The organism is Bradyrhizobium sp. Rc2d, assembly GCF_900099855.1.
Classification (GTDB): Bacteria; Pseudomonadota; Alphaproteobacteria; order Rhizobiales; family Xanthobacteraceae; genus Bradyrhizobium.
Genome location: NZ_FNCU01000016.1, coordinates 150,767 through 167,611 on the forward strand (window position 1 = coordinate 150,767; position 16,845 = coordinate 167,611).

The 16,845-nt window shown below is 63.5% G+C and carries 21 protein-coding genes and 1 riboswitch; of the genes, 12 read left to right on the forward strand and 9 right to left on the reverse strand.

The annotated features are described in order from the left end of the window. Nucleotides 1-221: 221 nt before the first annotated feature. A riboswitch (glycine riboswitch) is annotated at nt 222-310 on the forward strand. 164 nt (nt 311-474) lie between these two features. The 3 genes from gcvT (at nt 475) to gcvP (ending at nt 5,032) form a co-directional block, all read left to right on the forward strand. After that, on the forward strand, nt 475-1,623 hold the full coding sequence (gene gcvT / locus BLV07_RS21045; RefSeq protein WP_091889090.1) for a glycine cleavage system aminomethyltransferase GcvT: 1,149 nt from the start codon (nt 475-477) through the stop codon (nt 1,621-1,623). Nucleotides 1,624-1,633: 10 nt separating this feature from the next. After that, nucleotides 1,634-2,002, forward strand: coding sequence for a glycine cleavage system protein GcvH (gene gcvH, locus BLV07_RS21050; protein WP_091889091.1), 369 nt, complete (start codon nt 1,634-1,636; stop codon nt 2,000-2,002). 162 nt (nt 2,003-2,164) lie between these two features. After that, the gene (gcvP, locus tag BLV07_RS21055; RefSeq protein WP_176945670.1) at nt 2,165-5,032 is read left to right on the forward strand and encodes an aminomethyl-transferring glycine dehydrogenase; all 2,868 of its coding nucleotides are present in this window, start codon (nt 2,165-2,167) and stop codon (nt 5,030-5,032) included. 121 nt (nt 5,033-5,153) lie between these two features. Here the strand turns inward: gcvP and BLV07_RS21060 are convergent, their stop codons facing one another. The 3 genes from BLV07_RS21060 to recA form a co-directional block, all read right to left on the reverse strand. Next, nucleotides 5,154-6,128 (reverse strand): hypothetical protein, encoded by a 975-nt coding sequence (locus BLV07_RS21060; protein ID WP_244551157.1) that lies wholly within the window; start codon nt 6,126-6,128, stop codon nt 5,154-5,156. 120 nt (nt 6,129-6,248) lie between these two features. Next, nucleotides 6,249-6,578 carry a hypothetical protein gene (locus BLV07_RS48915; protein ID WP_244551158.1) on the reverse strand — a complete coding sequence of 110 codons (330 nt, stop codon included), beginning with the start codon at nt 6,576-6,578 and terminating at the stop codon, nt 6,249-6,251. A gap of 461 nt (nt 6,579-7,039) precedes the next feature. Then, on the reverse strand, nt 7,040-8,125 hold the full coding sequence (recA, locus tag BLV07_RS21070; RefSeq protein ID WP_091889095.1) for a recombinase RecA: 1,086 nt from the start codon (nt 8,123-8,125) through the stop codon (nt 7,040-7,042). Nucleotides 8,126-8,493: 368 nt separating this feature from the next. Between recA and BLV07_RS21075 the strand changes: the two genes are divergently transcribed. Next, nucleotides 8,494-8,685, forward strand: coding sequence for a hypothetical protein (locus BLV07_RS21075; RefSeq protein ID WP_091889097.1), 192 nt, complete (start codon nt 8,494-8,496; stop codon nt 8,683-8,685). 254 nt (nt 8,686-8,939) lie between these two features. After that, on the forward strand, nt 8,940-9,107 hold the full coding sequence (locus BLV07_RS21080; protein WP_164934493.1) for a hypothetical protein: 168 nt from the start codon (nt 8,940-8,942) through the stop codon (nt 9,105-9,107). An 844-nt stretch (nt 9,108-9,951) separates the two neighbouring features. Here BLV07_RS21080 and BLV07_RS21085 read toward each other — a convergent pair. Continuing rightward, nucleotides 9,952-10,209, reverse strand: a complete 258-nt coding sequence (locus tag BLV07_RS21085) for a DUF2798 domain-containing protein (protein ID WP_091889177.1) — start codon at nt 10,207-10,209, stop codon at nt 9,952-9,954. A gap of 263 nt (nt 10,210-10,472) precedes the next feature. On the opposite strand from BLV07_RS21085, the gene BLV07_RS21090 reads away from it, so the two are divergent. Together BLV07_RS21090 and BLV07_RS21095 are read left to right on the forward strand one after the other, a co-directional pair. Next, a complete protein-coding gene (locus BLV07_RS21090) occupies nt 10,473-10,661 on the forward strand; it encodes a hypothetical protein (RefSeq protein ID WP_091889179.1) in 189 nt (62 codons plus the stop codon). 164 nt (nt 10,662-10,825) lie between these two features. Beyond that, a complete protein-coding gene (locus tag BLV07_RS21095) occupies nt 10,826-11,071 on the forward strand; it encodes a DUF6894 family protein (protein WP_091889101.1) in 246 nt (81 codons plus the stop codon). A 97-nt stretch (nt 11,072-11,168) separates the two neighbouring features. Here the strand turns inward: BLV07_RS21095 and BLV07_RS21100 are convergent, their stop codons facing one another. Beyond that, complete coding sequence (locus BLV07_RS21100; protein ID WP_176945665.1) at nt 11,169-11,423, reverse strand: hypothetical protein; 255 nt, start codon at nt 11,421-11,423, stop codon at nt 11,169-11,171. A 109-nt stretch (nt 11,424-11,532) separates the two neighbouring features. Then, entirely contained in the window at nt 11,533-11,826 is a 294-nt protein-coding gene (locus BLV07_RS21105) for a hypothetical protein (RefSeq protein ID WP_091889181.1), read from the reverse strand. Nucleotides 11,827-11,941: 115 nt separating this feature from the next. Here BLV07_RS21105 and BLV07_RS47680 point away from each other — a divergent pair, with 115 nt between their 5' ends. Both BLV07_RS47680 and BLV07_RS21115 read left to right on the forward strand, forming a co-directional pair. Then, on the forward strand, nt 11,942-12,151 hold the full coding sequence (locus BLV07_RS47680) for a hypothetical protein (protein ID WP_164939634.1): 210 nt from the start codon (nt 11,942-11,944) through the stop codon (nt 12,149-12,151). A gap of 37 nt (nt 12,152-12,188) precedes the next feature. Continuing rightward, nucleotides 12,189-12,653, forward strand: coding sequence for a PaaI family thioesterase (locus tag BLV07_RS21115; RefSeq protein ID WP_091889104.1), 465 nt, complete (start codon nt 12,189-12,191; stop codon nt 12,651-12,653). Nucleotides 12,654-12,734: 81 nt separating this feature from the next. Here BLV07_RS21115 and BLV07_RS21120 read toward each other — a convergent pair whose 3' ends face one another. Beyond that, a complete protein-coding gene (locus BLV07_RS21120) occupies nt 12,735-13,028 on the reverse strand; it encodes an HdeA family protein (RefSeq protein ID WP_176945666.1) in 294 nt (97 codons plus the stop codon). A 177-nt stretch (nt 13,029-13,205) separates the two neighbouring features. Between BLV07_RS21120 and BLV07_RS21125 the strand changes: the two genes are divergently transcribed. After that, complete coding sequence (locus BLV07_RS21125) at nt 13,206-13,448, forward strand: PilZ domain-containing protein (RefSeq protein WP_091889108.1); 243 nt, start codon at nt 13,206-13,208, stop codon at nt 13,446-13,448. Between the two features lie 44 nt (nt 13,449-13,492). Here the strand turns inward: BLV07_RS21125 and BLV07_RS21130 are convergent, their stop codons facing one another. Together BLV07_RS21130 and BLV07_RS21135 are read right to left on the reverse strand one after the other, a co-directional pair. Beyond that, nucleotides 13,493-15,529, reverse strand: coding sequence for a pyrroloquinoline quinone-dependent dehydrogenase (locus BLV07_RS21130; protein WP_502690182.1), 2,037 nt, complete (start codon nt 15,527-15,529; stop codon nt 13,493-13,495). Between the two features lie 13 nt (nt 15,530-15,542). Further along, on the reverse strand, nt 15,543-15,773 hold the full coding sequence (locus BLV07_RS21135; protein ID WP_091889110.1) for a hypothetical protein: 231 nt from the start codon (nt 15,771-15,773) through the stop codon (nt 15,543-15,545). A 154-nt stretch (nt 15,774-15,927) separates the two neighbouring features. Between BLV07_RS21135 and BLV07_RS21140 the strand changes: the two genes are divergently transcribed. Beyond that, entirely contained in the window at nt 15,928-16,332 is a 405-nt protein-coding gene (locus tag BLV07_RS21140) for a hypothetical protein (RefSeq protein ID WP_176945667.1), read from the forward strand. 110 nt (nt 16,333-16,442) lie between these two features. Beyond that, complete coding sequence (locus tag BLV07_RS21145) at nt 16,443-16,778, forward strand: hypothetical protein (protein WP_091889115.1); 336 nt, start codon at nt 16,443-16,445, stop codon at nt 16,776-16,778. The last annotated feature ends 67 nt before the right edge of the window (nt 16,779-16,845 follow it).

Sequence of the window (16,845 nt, forward strand, 5' to 3'; positions counted from 1 at the left end):
GTGTGCTTGGACCCGCGCTTCTCGCCATAAAAACCGGACGTTAAGGCTGATATCTGCGGGCCAAAGCGCTTTTAGACAAGGCCAGCTTCGCTGTCCAGAAACTGTGCAAGCAGATCAGTGGGTTGCCGCAGGCGCGCAATCCCGTAGCAATCCCGGTTAAAAGGCGAAGCCGCCGCGTTGACAGGCTTGGCCGCCCTGTGGTCTTTACCTATCTATATCGTACGGCCACGTCGGGAGAGACCGGCACTGGTGCCGGCGCCGAAGGAGCAACCGCCCCGGAAACTCTCAGGCAAAAGGACCGCGTGGCTTTGACGACATCTGGAAAGAGGCGCCGACGGGCAATTACCTTTTAAAAGGGGGTGGCCCGGACCAGCGTCCGCCGACGGGATAATACTCTCAGGCACAGCGACAGATGGGGCTTCGACTGGTTGCTCCCGGGGAATCGTCCCCGGGGAACCGCCGAGGGCCCCTGTGATGCTTCCACCCGACGACCACGCCCCCCTCAGACGAACGCCCCTTTACGACCTTCATGTGTCGCTTGGCGGCAAGATGGTGCCGTTCGCGGGCTATGACATGCCCGTGCAATACCCCGCGGGCGTCCTGAAGGAACATCTCCATACCCGCGCCTCTGCCGGCCTGTTCGACGTCTCCCACATGGGCCAGATCGCACTTCGGCCGAAGTCCGGCAGGGTCGAGGACGCCGCCCGCGCGCTGGAGCGGCTGGTGCCACAGGATGTCGTGGCGATTGCACCAGGACGGCAGCGCTACGCCCAGTTCACCAATGCGGATGGCGGCATCCTCGACGATCTGATGGTCGCCAATTTCGGCGATCACCTGTTCCTGGTCGTCAATGCCGCCTGCAAAGACGCGGACGAGGCGCATCTGCGCGCGCATCTCTCCGGCGACTGCGTCATCGATTCGCTTGCCGACCGCGCGCTGATCGCGCTCCAGGGCCCGAAGGCGGAATCGGCGCTGGCGAAAATGTGTGCAGTGGCGCCCTCCATGACATTCATGGACGCCGGTCCTCACGAGGTCGCCGGCCTCCCCTGTTTCGTCTCGCGCTCGGGCTATACCGGCGAGGACGGGTTCGAGATTTCCGTTCCCGCTGGCGATGCCGAGCGCCTTGCCAAGACGCTGCTCGAAAATCCGGACCTGATGCCGATCGGCCTTGGCGCCCGCGACAGCCTGCGGCTCGAAGCCGGCCTCTGCCTCTACGGCCACGACATCGACACCACCACCACACCAGTTGAAGCCGCGCTGGAATGGTCAGTGCAGAAGAGCCGCCGCACTGGCGGCGCGCGCGCCGGTGGCTTCCCCGGCGCTGATGCGATCCTCGCTCATTTCGATAAAGGCGCCAGCCGCCGCCGCGTCGGCCTGCGTGCCGAGGGACGCGCGCCGGTGCGCGAAGGCGCGCTGCTGTTTGCGGAGGCGACAGCGGGCGGGCCGATCGGAAAGGTCACATCGGGCGGCTTCGGCCCGAGCCTGAACGCGCCGGTGGCGATGGGCTACGTGCCCACGAGCCGGAGCGCGCTCGGCACCAAGCTGTTCGCCGAGGTGCGCGGCCAGCGACTGCCCTTGCAGGTCGCCGCCATGCCCTTCGTCAAAAACACCTACAAACGCTGAGGATTCGACAATGACCACGACGCTGTACACCTCCGACCATGAATGGCTCGCCATCGAGGGCGATGTCGCGACCGTCGGCATTACCGACTACGCGCAGCAGCAGCTCGGCGACGTCGTGTTCGTCGAACTGCCCAAGCTCGGCCGCGTGCTGAAGAAGGCGGAAGCTGCCGCCGTCGTGGAATCCGTCAAGGCCGCCTCCGACGTCTATGCCCCGGTCTCGGGCGAAGTGCTCGAGATCAACCCCGCACTCGCCGCCGAGCCGGCGCTGGTGAACTCGGATGCGCAAGGCGCGGCGTGGTTCTTCAAGATCAAGATCGCCGACAAAAGCGAGCTCGGCGGCCTCATGGATGAAGCTGCGTACAAGGCCCATACGGCGTGAGATGAAGCGAACTGTAACCTCATTCTCGATGTCATCGTCCGCGAAGGCGGACGATCCAGTACACCGCGGCTTCTCGGGTCAAGCACGAACGGCCGCGTTTACTGGATGCCCCGCTTTCGCGGGGCATGACGGCGTCAGATGATTTAGAGCGAGGACCCAATGATGACCGCGCACCGCAAATCCAATGGCGAGGCCGCCGCCAGCTTCGTTCGCCGCCACATCGGCCCCTCGGCAGGCGACGTCACCGCGATGCTCGAGGCCGTCAGCGCGAAAAGCGTCGACTCGCTGATGGCGGAGACGCTGCCGGCCTCGATCCGGCAGGCCGCCCCGCTCGATCTCGGCAAGCCGCTGAGTGAAACCGAGGCGATTGCGCATATGGCCGAGCTGGCGCGGCAGAACCAGGTCTTCACCTCGCTGATCGGCCAAGGCTATTCCGGCACGATCCTGCCCGCTGTGATCCAGCGCAACATCCTCGAAAATCCGGCCTGGTACACGGCGTATACGCCCTATCAGCCCGAGATCAGCCAGGGCCGCCTGGAAGCGCTGCTCAACTTCCAGACCATGATCTGCGATCTCACCGGTCTCGACGTCGCCAACGCTTCGCTGCTGGATGAGGCGACGGCGGCGGCCGAAGCCATGGCGCTCGCCGAGCGGCACTCGCAGGTGAAGGCAAAGGCATTCTTCGTCGACAAGGACGTGCATCCGCAGACGCTCGCGGTGATGCGCACCCGCGCCGAGCCGCTGGGCTGGAGCCTGATCGTCGGCGACCCCCTCACCGATCTCGACAAGAGTGACGTGCTTGGTGCGCTGCTGCAATATCCGGGCTCTTCGGGCGCGGTGCGGAACTTGCGGCCCGCGATCGCGGCGCTGAAGGCCAAGGGCGCGCTGGCGATCGTTGCCGCTGACCTGCTGGCACTGACGCTGCTGGCCTCGCCCGGCGAGCTGGGGGCCGACATCGCGATCGGCTCGGCGCAGCGCTTTGGCGTGCCGATGGGCTATGGCGGACCGCACGCGGCCTATATGGCGGTGCGCGATGCGCTGAAGCGCTCGCTGCCCGGCCGCATCGTCGGCCTCTCCGTGGATTCGCGCGGTGCACCGGCCTATCGCCTCGCGCTGCAGACCCGCGAGCAGCACATCCGCCGCGAGAAGGCGACCTCCAACATCTGCACCGCGCAGGTGTTGCTCGCCGTGATCGCCTCGATGTATGCGGTCTATCACGGCCCCGAGGGCCTGACGCAGATCGCGCGCAACGTGCACCGCCGCGCCGCGGTGCTCGCCGCGGGCCTGCGCAAGCTCGGCTTTGCGCTCCAGTCGGACAGCTTCTTCGACACGCTCAGCGTCGATGCCGGCGCCAAGCGCGTCGAGATCGTCGCGCGCGCCGCTGCCGAGAAGATCAATCTTGGAATCGGCGATAGCGGCTTGCGCATCGCGCTCGACGAGACCACGACGCCCGCGACGGTGGAAGCGGTCTGGCGCGCCTTCGGCGGCACACTCGCCTATGCCGAGATCGACGCCGAGACGCGCGAGGCGCTGCCGGACGAGTTGAAGCGCACCACCGCGTTCCTCACCCATCCGGTGTTCCACGCGCATCGCTCGGAGACCGAGATGCTGCGCTACATGCGCAAGCTCAGTGATCGCGACCTCGCGCTCGACCGCGCCATGATTCCGCTCGGCTCCTGCACCATGAAGCTGAACGCGACCACCGAGATGATGCCGCTGACCTGGCCGGAGTTTGCGACGCTGCATCCGTTCGCTCCGCGCGAGCAGGCCGCCGGCTATCACGCGCTGTTCGCGCGGCTTGAAAAGTGGCTGTGCGACATCACCGGCTATGACGCCATCTCGCTGCAGCCGAACTCGGGCGCGCAGGGCGAATATGCCGGCCTGCTCGCAATCCGTGGCTATCACGCGTCGCGCGGACAGAGCCAGCGCAAGATCTGCCTGATCCCCTCCTCCGCCCATGGCACCAACCCGGCTTCGGCCGCGATGGTCGGGATGGACGTGGTGGTGGTCGCTTGCGAGAAGAACGGCGACGTCGACGTCAATGATCTCCGCGCCAAGGCGGAGAAGCATTCGAACGATCTCGCCGCGGTCATGATCACCTATCCCTCGACCCATGGCGTGTTCGAGGAGCACATAAGCGAGATCTGCGACATCGTGCACGGCCATGGCGGCCAAGTGTACCTCGACGGCGCCAACCTCAACGCACAGGTCGGCCTTAGCAGGCCCGGCGATTACGGCGCCGACGTCAGCCACCTCAATTTGCACAAGACCTTCTGCATCCCGCATGGCGGCGGCGGCCCCGGCATGGGCCCGATCGGCGTCAGAGCGCATCTCGCGCCGTTCCTGCCCGGTCATCCCGCAACAAAGGCGGACGCCCCGGTCGGTCCCGTGTCGGCCGCGCCGTTCGGCTCGGCCTCGATCCTCACCATCTCCTACATCTACATCTTGATGATGGGCGGTGAAGGATTGAAGCGTGCGACCGAAATCGCGATCCTCAACGCGAACTACATTGCGGCCCGTCTCGACCCGCATTTCCCGGTGCTCTACAAGAATGCGAAGGGCCGCGTTGCGCATGAATGCATCGTCGACCCCCGTCCGCTGAAGACGACGAGCGGCGTCACCGTTGATGACATCGCCAAGCGCCTGATCGACTACGGCTTCCATGCGCCCACCATGAGCTTCCCGGTGCCGGGAACTCTGATGATCGAACCGACCGAGTCGGAATCGAAGGCCGAGCTGGACCGGTTCTGCGACGCCATGATCGCGATCCGGAAAGAAATCGCCGAGGTCGAAGCCGGCCGCTTCAAGATCGAGGCCTCGCCCTTGCGCCACGCTCCGCACACCGTGCACGACATCGCGGATGATGCGTGGAATCGTGCCTACACCCGCGCCGAGGGCTGCTTCCCCGACGGCGTCTCGCGTACCGACAAATATTGGAGCCCGGTCGGCCGTGTCGACAATGTCTATGGCGATCGTAACCTGGTGTGCTCCTGCCCGCCGGTGAGCGATTACGCGGAAGCTGCGGAGTAAGACGCGACGGAGGTCTCGTAGGGTGGGCAAAGCGAAGCGTGCCCACCACCTTGCCTTTATTGAAATATGGTGGGCACGGCGCTTGCGCGCCTTTGCCCACCCTACGGCACTGAACGCGCCTCTAAGGCCCAACCAACAATCGGCTTTCGCGATCCCAACGCCAGAGACGTTCATTGGTCAGTTCAGTACCGCCCCACCAACGTTTGATCGTGTTGTGACGCCACATGTCGTCTTCGCGCGCTACAAGTGAACGTCCGAGCTCAGTCAGCGTGACCTTCCATTCGCTCTCGCCGCGGTAGCGGGCCTCGTTGTCGAACGCCGGATCGCCCAGCAGGACGGGCGGTGCCGAATGTTGCGCCAGTTCGATCAAAGCATCGCTCGCTTCGCCATCTTCGAGCACATCACGAAGCCACCTCGCCTCACAGACGCGCTTTGGCTCGGTGTGCCCGTCGTTCACAAAGTCCAGCATGTCCATTTCGCTGGCTCCGAGTTCCGTCAACCTGTCCGGAAGCTCTTCAAGCATCGCAATGAGCGCCGATCGAAGTCTCGGCAGGATCATCAGATCCGTCATCAGCAGATCGAAACAGGGTTCTGGCGTCGACGCCCGATAGGCCCGCCAGGCGCGGCTTGCCGTCATCAAATGATTGTCGACCACCTTGAAGGCCGGCAGCTTCCATTTTGCGACCGATTGCGCAGCATAGTTCGCAACAATGTCATCCGTATGCACCAAGCTCAGCTTCGTCGTGATCTCCTTGTAGGGGCGAAGCAGGTCGAGCAGCCAGACGAGCACAAGCTGATCATTGGGCCGAGGATCAACCCATATTTCAATCGAGTCGAACTTCTCGCACAGCTCGAAGAAACCGATATCGCGCGTGCCGAAACCTTCCAGCGAGCCGCGACAAACGTCGTCGAGCCAATGATCGCCTGGATTACAGTGCTTTGCCGATCGCCGCTCCAGCCCCATCAAAAGTTGCTCCTCGGAGGGTAATTTCCCCGAGACGAAGCGTAGACAGAATCCGAGCGCGATGTTCGCCGCACCCGATTGGCGAAGCGTGTTTGCCGCAAGATCGTTCGTGGCCAGGATCAGATGTGACACGATCGCCTCTCAAATTGATACGTAATACAGGGGCACTTTTGAGCAACATTTTGAGCAACACGCACGCGTTACACCGGCGCAACCAACAAGCGGCTCCGCGTATCCCAGCGCCACAATCGTTCATTGGTGAGAAGCGTACCGCCCCACCAGCGCCTCATCGGTCCGATTGTGTCCTGCCGCGATGCGTTCGAGAAGCCGCGCTTCCGTCGCTCCCAGCCCCGTCGTCGGCGCCGGCAGTTCTGCCAGCAATGCTTCCAGAGCCGGCTTCAGGAAGGGCAGCCTAGGCAAATCCCTCCCCAGTAGCCCGAAGCAAAGTTCAGGCGTCGGCGCCCGATAGGCCTCCCAGGCCATGTTGGCTATCTCGAAGTCGCCGTCCGCGACCCCCGATTCCCGCACCGTACGATCGCGAAGCTGCGGGCCGTCCGCTTCGCGTAAGATCGAAATTGACACGTCGCAATCTCAGACGATCGGTGATCGATGGATGGGACCGCAAATGGTCGAGGATCCAGATCAATTGCAATTGACTGTTAGGCTCAGGGTCGAACCACAGCTCGATAAGATCGACGCCATAGGTCTCGCAAAACCAAACCAGGCCAGTCTCCTTGTGCGCGAGACCGGTCTGAGGCAACCGGCCCACAAGATCGGACCACCGCACCTCCGTAGCCGCCCGTGAGGTAATCCTCGAGGTGATGCGACGTAGGCAGTGGCCCCCAAACGAACCGAAAGATCAAGGGGACGACCATGTCAGCACGACCGGCATAGGTGAGACCAACGCCGGACGAACTGGTCAAGATCACACGCTTCATCGTCGGCGCGCCCCACCCTCACGTAAACGAAACGGGCACCGAAGACGTCGGCAACTCAACGTCCTCAGCGCCCGCTCCTCGCGAAAACTCTACTGCTTTAAGGCCTTACTCTGCCGGCTCCTCGCCGTCGGCGTCGCGCTCCGGTGTGCCGGCGAGAATCTGCTCGGCGATCAGGCCGGAGTTCTGGCGGATCGAGGTCTCGATCTTGGCGGTGATGTCGGGGTTGGCCTTCAGGAAGGCTTTCGAGTTCTCGCGGCCCTGGCCGAGGCGCTGGCTGTCATAGGAGAACCAGGCGCCGGACTTCTCGACGATGCCGGCCTTGACGCCGAGATCAAGGATCTCGCCCATCTTGGAGACGCCCTCGCCATACATGATGTCGAACTCGACCTGCTTGAAGGGCGGCGCCAGCTTGTTCTTCACCACCTTCACGCGCGTGGTGTTGCCGACGACCTCGTCGCGCTCCTTGATCGCGCCGATGCGGCGGATGTCGAGGCGGACGGAGGCGTAGAATTTCAACGCGTTGCCGCCGGTCGTGGTCTCGGGCGAACCGTACATCACACCGATCTTCATGCGGATCTGGTTGATGAAGATCACCATGGTGTTGGACTTGTTGATGGAGGCCGTAAGCTTGCGCAGCGCCTGGCTCATCAGACGGGCTTGCAGACCCGGCAGCGCATCGCCCATCTCGCCCTCGAGCTCGGCCTTCGGCACCAGCGCCGCAACCGAATCGACCACCAGCACGTCGACCGCGCCGGAGCGCACCAAGGTGTCGCAGATTTCCAGCGCCTGCTCGCCGGTGTCGGGCTGCGAGATCAGCAGCTCGTCGATGTTGACGCCGAGCTTGCGGGCATAGACCGGGTCGAGCGCGTGCTCGGCATCGATGAAGGCGCAGATGCCGCCCTTCTTCTGCGCTTCCGCCACCGTATGCAGCGCCAGCGTGGTCTTGCCCGACGATTCCGGCCCGTAGATCTCGACAATGCGTCCCTTGGGCAGGCCGCCGATGCCGAGCGCAATATCGAGTCCGAGCGAGCCGGAGGACACCGCCTCGATGTCCATGGAGCGGTCGCTCTTGCCGAGCTTCATCACCGATCCCTTGCCGAACTGGCGCTCGATCTGAGAGAGCGCGGCAGCCAGGGCTTTACTCTTGTCCATGGAAGATCCTTCGACGATACGCAGGGCAGTGGCGGACATTGGGTCGTGCTCCTTATGGCGAGGATTCGCTAGGGGGACAAACGATTGAGAGGGCGGGCCGGCGATAAAAGTAATGTACCCTATTTGTTCTAGGTTCGCAATATGTTCTTTGCGGCTGTCCCAATCCCCTGCCCGTGCCTGAATCGAAAAGGGGCCGCCCTTCAGCGACCCCTTTGCCGGTTGCAATCTCGTTTCGGGATGAAATCCAGCCCCGGCGGGAGGCACCGTACCGGTGTCCAGATGCCAAGTGGATTCCGGGCAACTACTGTTCGTAGCACTGTCCTAATTTGCGTTTCGCTGGATCGCTACGCTATGTAACGCTAATATATGTAGCGTTACCTTTCGTACCCTTGAATCCAGGAGGCGTGATGAAATCGGTTCTCAAGATCGTTATAGCGCTGGCCATCTTCGTCGGCTCGGCCTCGACGCAAGCGCAGACATCGAACACTCCGATCTCATCGGGCGCTCCGAAAGTCGGTGCAAAAATTACGAAGAAATCGCAATTGCACGACGGCTGCCACAGCCGGCACGCGCAGATGCTTGGTAAGCCCTGCCACTAAAGCGCGATGACGAAGAATCGTCATCGCGCTTTAGTCTATTGTTTGAGCATGATCTCCGCGCAAACGCGTTCGGCGTTTGTCGCGAGGAAAAACCGCTGCACACTTTGCGCTAATGGGATCCTCGTCCGAAACTGACGCGCATCAAAGACGCGCGGGCCTTGGCGCCGTCATAAATCCTTAATCCTGAGGCACCGAACCTTTTCGCGGTCTGTGGCCTTCTTCGGGATGGGACCGCAACTCTGGGGACCCCTGTCATGACTGAAGACACACACCACGGCGCCATCAGGCGCAACCACCTCCTGGAGGCCGCGCAGGAGGAGATGATCAAGTTCGAGCGCAAGGAGAACGAGTTTCGCAAGAAGGACCGTGACGAGCGCGCCGCCGAGCTACGGTTGCCTCTCGGCGAGATCAAGGTTCACTAAAGCCCACGACGGCGAGCGGCAGCGCCTGGGCACACGTTGCAGAACCTGACCGCCGCGAGCGGCTGCCGTTGACTTCGCGGGAATCCAGCATCGCGCGCCGGGATGCGCTTGGCTGAGCATCCCGCGTGGTTATGGTATCCAAATACTTCCAGTAAGCCATTGATGGAAAGACGAAATCACCCCACAGCCTACTGTGCATGGGGTTGTTTTCCACCTTTTTGAAAGATTGGTGCCCATTCACCATCGACGAAGCGCGCCGGCGCGGACCCCGGCCGCCTCCCCCATACCTGCGCTGACGCCTTGCTACAGCAACGCCAGCAGCACGAGGCCGATCACCAGCACGACGAAGCCAGCCGCCGTCGCGGCGGCGAAAGACCGCTCTACGTTATCCATGATGCCACCCCGTTGCCGCCGCGCCACGTTTCCCCCATGGCTGCGCCGGACGGTGTGGAATCTTGCCGACCCGTGTGTCGCCAGTTGTGCGGACGGATGTCGAAATTGGGACGGGCGCGAGGCCAGTCTGCGGCCCGCGCGATCGCGGCTTCCCCACTGACACCGTCAGGCGCGTGTAAGCCTGATCGCCTAGTCTCGACGTGCCCGGTGGACCAACACCGGGTCTCCATACCCAGCCGACGACCCCGCTCCCCGCGAGCGGGGTTTTCTGTTTGCGGGCATGGACGAAAGTGGCGCGACGAACATGACGCCGGCCCCCGCTCCGCTTTGGCCGCCTGTCAGGCTGACGTAAGTCGAACCAGTTAGGGTCTCTTGGCTATGGTGTTGCAGCCCAGCACCTCAGCCTCCAACAACTCTTTGCCCCGCTTGGCTCTCCCCAGGCGGGGTTTTTTCATGGCTGCTGGCTGGTTCGCAGCTCCCGCTCCTCCCGCGTCAGCCGCAGCGAGACGGCGCGGATCGCGGGCGCAGCCAGCAGCACGATCGGCAGCATCGCGGCCCAAGCGATCAGCCACGACACCATCCAGTGCCCGAGGAAGACCCTCGCGCTGCCTGCGGGAAGGCTGGCGATGCCTGCCGCGATCAGTGAGGTCAGCCCGGACTGGATGATGCCGAAGACGAAATGAGAGTAGCGGCGGGGAATGCCGAGCATGAGACGTCCATGGTTGCTTGCCGTCATGAGGGCCAAGCAAGGCCCATGCCGTCGCGCGCGGATTGCTCCGTGGTTCTCCGACCATGAACAGAGTTCCGGGGCGGCGCGCAAGCGGCGCCGAATCCGACCTCGTTTGCTTCGGAGTGCGCGCCCTCGCGGTTTCCGTCAACGGTCCGCGACTCATCGACAGATTCCACTTGTCGCGGGCATATGATGACGCCCAACATGTTACGGGCATGGAAGGTGAATCGTGGGAGGTGACCATGAATCACAGGGGCGTCGAGTTCACCGTCGCCAAGACGGCAGTTCCCGGAATCTGGCAGTGGCAGTTCCGAATCGGCGACCAAATCAAGACCGGCAGGACCGAGACGAAGATCGACCTCTTGGCGATCCGGCGGGTGCAGTTGCGCATCGACCGAGAACTGAAGGCCATCGAGCGCAAGACGGCCTGAGCAAGACGGCCTGAACCGGCCGGTCTGGGTGAGATCAGCGGCCGGCGCGGCGCCCCGCAGGGTATATCCCGTAGCCGCCCGGAATTGATCTGACCGGGGTTTGGGATTGCACTGCGCGCCCGTGGCCTTGGGGTTGGGCCGTCACGCGTTGATCGGTGCCAGCCATGCCGCTCTACTTCTTTCGAATCCGGAACGGCCGTTATTCCGGCTGCGCGGACCAGGCGAGCGAATTTGCCGATCGCGATTCGGCCTGGAAGGAGATGACCAGCGTCTGCGCCGACATGGCCGCCGGCATCGCCCGCAAGCTCCAGCAAAATTCCGAATGGCACATGGAGCTGCTGGACGAGGCGAAAGAGCCCGTATTCCGGATCCGCATCGTCGCAGAGACGATCGAAAAGGTGAGCCCCTAAAGCGCGATGCGATTAGGATGAATCGCCATCGCGCTTTACGCTCTTGTTTGAGCATGATCTTTCCGGAAAACCGCTGCACACTTTTCCGGATCATGCTCTAATCCGCGCTGGGCAGCCGCCGCATGGTGAATTCGATGTCGCCGCCGGGCAATTCGCGCCAGGTCTCGACCGCGCTCATATAGCCGGCCTTGGGGTAGCGGGCGAAGAAGGCCTCCGCCCTTGCCCGTGCCGCTGCGCGCGGCAGCGTGAAGGTCTCGCGCAGATAGCCGTCGCCGGTCGGATGGCCCGGCTTGCCGCCCATCTTGCGCCGGCGTGCCATCCGTTCGGCGAGATCCCGCGGACGATCGGCCATGTCCCGTCCTCCTCTACGCAATACTCTACTCTCTTGCGAGATGTAGGAGGCCGGCAGGGCAAAGAGGAGTCCCACCCGGAGGCGTCAACCACCCCCGAGCGGCGGCAGGTTAATTGGCGGCCGTGCCGGATTTTTTCTTCGGCGCGCTGGTCGCGGCCGAGGCCTTCGGCGCCGCCGACTGCTTCGGCGGATCGGCGCGCATGCCGCCCCAGGGATCGTTGGACGCCTTGGAGTCCGGAATCTTCTTCAGCGTTTCCTTGTAGGCCTTTTCACGCTCGGCGTCCGCGGCCTTCTCCTCGGGGGTCTTGCCCGGGCCTTCCTGCAGCAAATTGAGATTGGGCATTTGCGCATAGGCCGGCCCCGCCAGCACGGCCAGCACCGCGGCCAAACGGAAAAGCTTCATCATCCACTCCTTGATCATTCATGAAGCACGGATCGCCCGCGCCTTGTCATCCTTGTCGCGGCCGACCGCGACCTCAGGGCCGCTAGAGCCGGTCCGATCTGCACGATTTCGGCGCATGCAGCCAGTCGTCCCAGATCGGGCCGCATTTGGTGCACCCGTTCAGCGCAAGGCCGAGCGCAGCCAGACAAAAGACCAGGACACATCGACGCAACATCATCCACCCGTACCCAAGCGAGCCATCATATCGGGCGAAGTCGGGCATTTTCAAGCCGAAGAGACCGGCGCCAGACCGGGTGACTTTGCCGCGCCGATGCGCGCAGAATGAGGCGAAACATCCGGCCATCATGGAGGGAACGACAGCAATGCAAACGCAGCCAGACGCCGAGTTCGGCATCACTGACGCCAAACGCATCCTCGGCGAGGTCTTTGCGCCCTGGGTCCAGGATCTCGACCTCTCGGTCGAGCGCATCGAGCACGCACAGCCGGCGGATGCGCCGGACTGGCAGCCGGGTGCCCTGCTGCGCATGCCGTTTTCAGAACGATTGTGCCGGAACGGCGGCGTGGTCTGCGGCCAGGCGCTGATGGCGCTCGCCGACACCGCGATGGTGATCGCGATCCTCGCCGCCAACCGCGGCTATCGTCCGATGACCACGGTCGACCAGACCACGCATTTCATGCGCGCAGCCTCCTCCTCGGACGTGCTGGCGGATGCCCGCGTGGTGCGGCTCGGGCGTACCATGAGCTTTGGCCGCGTCACGCTGCTCTCGGCCTCCGACAACAAGCCGATTGCGATGGTGTCGAGCGCGTTCGCGATGCTGCCTGGGTGATCGTCCTCCGAAAAGAAGAGAGCCGCGGAAGCACAAGGCGCGCCGCGGCTCTCGACGAATCCCATGTCGAGACAGGAAACGCTACTTGCCGAGCACCTCGTCGGCTGCGGTCACGATGCTGACGTTCGGATTTTTTCCGCAATAGGCGCCGAACTTCTTGGCGTTCTCGATGAACACGTCGGTGTCGATGATCGCGTTGTCCTCGTCGCCCTTGTACCAGCCGTCCATCCAGGTCAGTACGACTTGGATGTTGTCTTCGCCGCTCTCGAGGAATTGCTTGCAGCTCATGGTCGAGAGGTCCCATTTGACGGCGTGGGCGGGCATGGACGACAGCGAGAGCGCTGCAGCGAACAGAATCGAAAGCATGGTCTTCATCAGTATCTCCATCGGCGCGAACGCCATAAAGGGCTTGTCAGGAAAGTCGGCGGAGAGATTGTCCGCGTCAACGTGGTAAACGAAGTCTGAAGCGCTGTGCAAGTAGCGCCAGTATTGAGTTGAGTTCAAGGTAATTTCTATGCGCTATTTCACAATGGTCATTGTGGATGAACGCAGATGATTGAGAGGCGTGCAACGCAGCGTCACCGTGTTTTCAAGGGGGGCAGGATCACCTTTGAAAATAGCGGAATCGCATGCACGGTGAGAAACATATCGACCGGCGGCGCTGCCGTCGATCTCGACGGCCCCACAACGCTGCCGCAGAGCTTCAAGTTATCGATTTCGTGCGACAATTTCGTGCGGACTTGCCGCCCCGTGTGGCGCAGCGACAAACGCGTCGGCCTTGCTTTCGTGCAATAGCGCGCGCGATGTGAACGATCGTTCGCATCGCATCCACAACACGATCATGATCGCGCCATACGATGGCGGCGACGCCAGCGCAGGCTTGCGATCATAAGCGCGACGACCGCGAGCGCGATCGTTGAGGACACCGCAAGAAATCGTCCGCCGGGACGATCGATGGTGCGCGACCATAGCGATGGTGCCTCGCCCGGCCGCGCCAGGCGAAACGCAACGACGCTGTCGCCGATCGAAGTGCCTGCCTCGGAGTGGCCGCCGGCGCCGATCGCGACATATTGCTCGCCCTGCCAGAGATAGGTCATGGGATTGGCGACGCCCGGGACCGGCAACCGGCCCTGCCACAGCTCCCTGCCGCTCCGCGCATCGAAGGCGCGCAAATAGGCGTCCATCGCTCCGGTGAAGACGAGCCCCCCTGCGGTGACCGCGAGCCCGTTGACGAGCGGCGCGCCCCACGGCAGCGGCACGCCGAGCGGTGCAAGATCCTCGGTGGTGCCGACCGTCGAACGCCACAGGATTTTTCCGGCCTTCAGATCGACCGCGACCATCTCGCCCCAGGGCGGCTTGTTGCAGAGCAAGCCGAGCGGCGACATGACCACTGCGCGTGTCATCGCGAACGGCGTACCACGCTGCTGGCCGAAATCATGACCGGGCGGCGGATTGAACCCGACAGCTTCCGCCCGCGGGATCAGCTTCACGCGATGCACGGCGCGGCTGGTGTTGACGTAGAGGATCTGGCTGACCGGATCGAAGGCCGCACTGCCCCAGTTCACCCCGCCACCGGTGAATGGAAACAACAGCGTACCCTGCCTCGAAGGCGGCGTGAACAGGCCCTCATTGTGCGCCTCGGCGAACTGTCGCTCGCAGGACGAGCGACGCAGCGCAGGCAATAGCGCGAGCGCATCATCGGTCGAGATCGTCTGCGACGTCAGCGCGGGCACGTGCGTCGGGAACGGCTGGGTCGGCGACAATCTTTCCCCTTCCGCGCCGTCCTGCGGCACGGCGCGCTCCTCGACGGGCCACACCGGCTTGCCGGTGTCGCGATCGAGCACGAAGACAAAACCCTGCTTGGTCGGCTGGATCACGACATCGCGCTGGCCCTCACCCGTGTCGAGGCGCGCCAGCGTCGGTTGCGCCGCCAGATCGTAGTCCCAGACGTCGTGATGCACGATCTGAAAGGCCCATACGAGTTCGCCGGTCTCGATGTGCAGCGCGACCACCGAATTGGCGTGCTCGTTGTTGCCCGGCCGCTTGCCGCCCCAGAAATCCGGCGAGGGCGACGACGTCGGCAGGAATACGAGTCCGCGCGCGTCATCGACCGACATCGGCGCCCAGACATTGGCGTGACCGGCTTCGATGCCTTCGCGCTTGAGCGGCTCGAAGGTCCAGCGTGGCTGGCCGCTGCGCGCATCGAACGCTCGCACCACGCCGCTCGGCGCGTCGACACGGCGGTTGTCGCCGATCGCAGATCCGACCACGACGACACCGCGGCCGACCGCTGGCGGCGAGGTGATCTGGAATTCGCCCGGCCATTCCAGGGCCATTCCGATATCGAGCTTGATCTCACCGCCATTGCCAAAACCGGCACAGGGAATGCCTGTCTTCGCATCGAGCGCGATCAGGCGGACGTCGTTCGTTCCCATGAAGATGCGCGCGCGGCAGGCCGCATCCGGCGGTGCCGTATCGTCGACCCAATAGGTGACGCCGCGGCAGACATAGCGGTTGGCGGGACGCTGGTTGATCGCGATCTTCGGATCATAGCGCCATTTCTGCGCGCCCGTGCCGGGATCGAGCGCGATGACCTCGTTGAAGGGCGTGCAGAAGATCAGGCTATCTTCGACGAACAGCGGCGTTGCCTGGAATTTGGTTCGCCGCATCAGCTCGGGCGAGCGTGCCGTGAGATCGCCGGTGTGATATTCGAAGGCGCGAACGAGTTGGCCGACATTGCCCGGCGAGATCTCCCGCAATGGCGAGAAGCGCGAACCGCCGGGATCGCCGCCCCAGCTCTCCCAGGCGAAGCACGGCGGCACGGCAAACGACAGGAGCGTAACGAATGCGGCAGCAACGCGCAGGTGGATCCGCAACGCCCGCCTCGTTCTATTTCGACTTCTTGGCAGGTTCGCTGGGGCGGGCCCCACCCCACGGATCGTACTTTTCCTTGGGCTCGGGGATGCGCTCGAGCGCGGCCTTGTAGGCCTTTTCGTCGACCTTGGGCTTGTTGTCCGCCTTGGCGTCGTTGCCATGGCGCTTGCTGCCGGCGCCCATCTGCGCCTGAGCCACGCTTCCCGCCAGCGCCAGCACCGCGGCCGCTATCACCAGAATCCTCATGAATGCAACCCCCCTCGCCTGGGGTACAAACTAGCCTGCAATCCCGTAATAGCAAATGCCGCGGGTTCCAAGACTTCAGCAAATCTTGATCGGGCGGGACTTCGCCCGATCGCATTCGTGCCTATGTGTTGGCCCGCAGGGGGGACCTTCAAGTATGTTGCGGATCATTGCTCATGCGGCGCTTCTCGCCGGCGCGCTCGCACTCGGTGCCTGCGGCTTTGCCGACAGCCGCGCGCCGGTGCCCGAGTTCATGCGCATGAAGGAAGCCGAGCAACCGCCACCCGAGCCGGCCCCCGATGTCAAGCGCGTGGTGCGCGAGCAGATCGACGTGGTCTTCCTGAACACGTCCTATCCGCGTGAGGTGCACGTCGCCCCACCCCACCGCGAGGTCCGAGGACCGGGCTGGACGGCCTGCGTCCGCGCGCATCTCACCTCCGCGACTGGTACGTCGCTGGGCGCCCAAACCTACATCGTCACCATCACCGGTGGAAGGGTCGTCGACCGCCGACGTGCGGAAGCCGACGACATCTGCGGGACCGAGACTTACCAGCCGATTTAGGAACAAATCGCTCTAACGAAGCTGCGGTTCCGGGGAAAAACCAGCATCGCCGACGGGAACGAACACCGCCTCCCTTTCTTGTTACCGCCGAGGGCAGTTTCGAGGAGGACATGATGAGGACGTTGACTGTTGCGCTGTTGGCAGGCGTCGGTGCTTTGGCAGCCGCATCGAGTGCGAAGGCTTCCGACATCTACACGAGCAGCGAGTACACCAATCCGGATCTCGTCCAGCAGGTACGACTTGTCTGCGACGACGCCGGCCGCTGCTATCGCACGCGCAGCGGTTCGCGTGTGATCGTGCGCGATTCCTATAACTACATGCCGCGCGAACGCTATTATGAACGTCGGACCTATCATCGCGATTGGGATGACGGCCCGCGCGCCGGCGTCGGCATTCGCGCACCCGGCGTCAGCGTCGGCGTGGGCGTCGGCGACGACCGCTGGTAATCGACGAAGGCTTGATGGCCGGGACCGGACGAGCCAACTCGCCCGGTCCCGTTCGCATGATCGTATC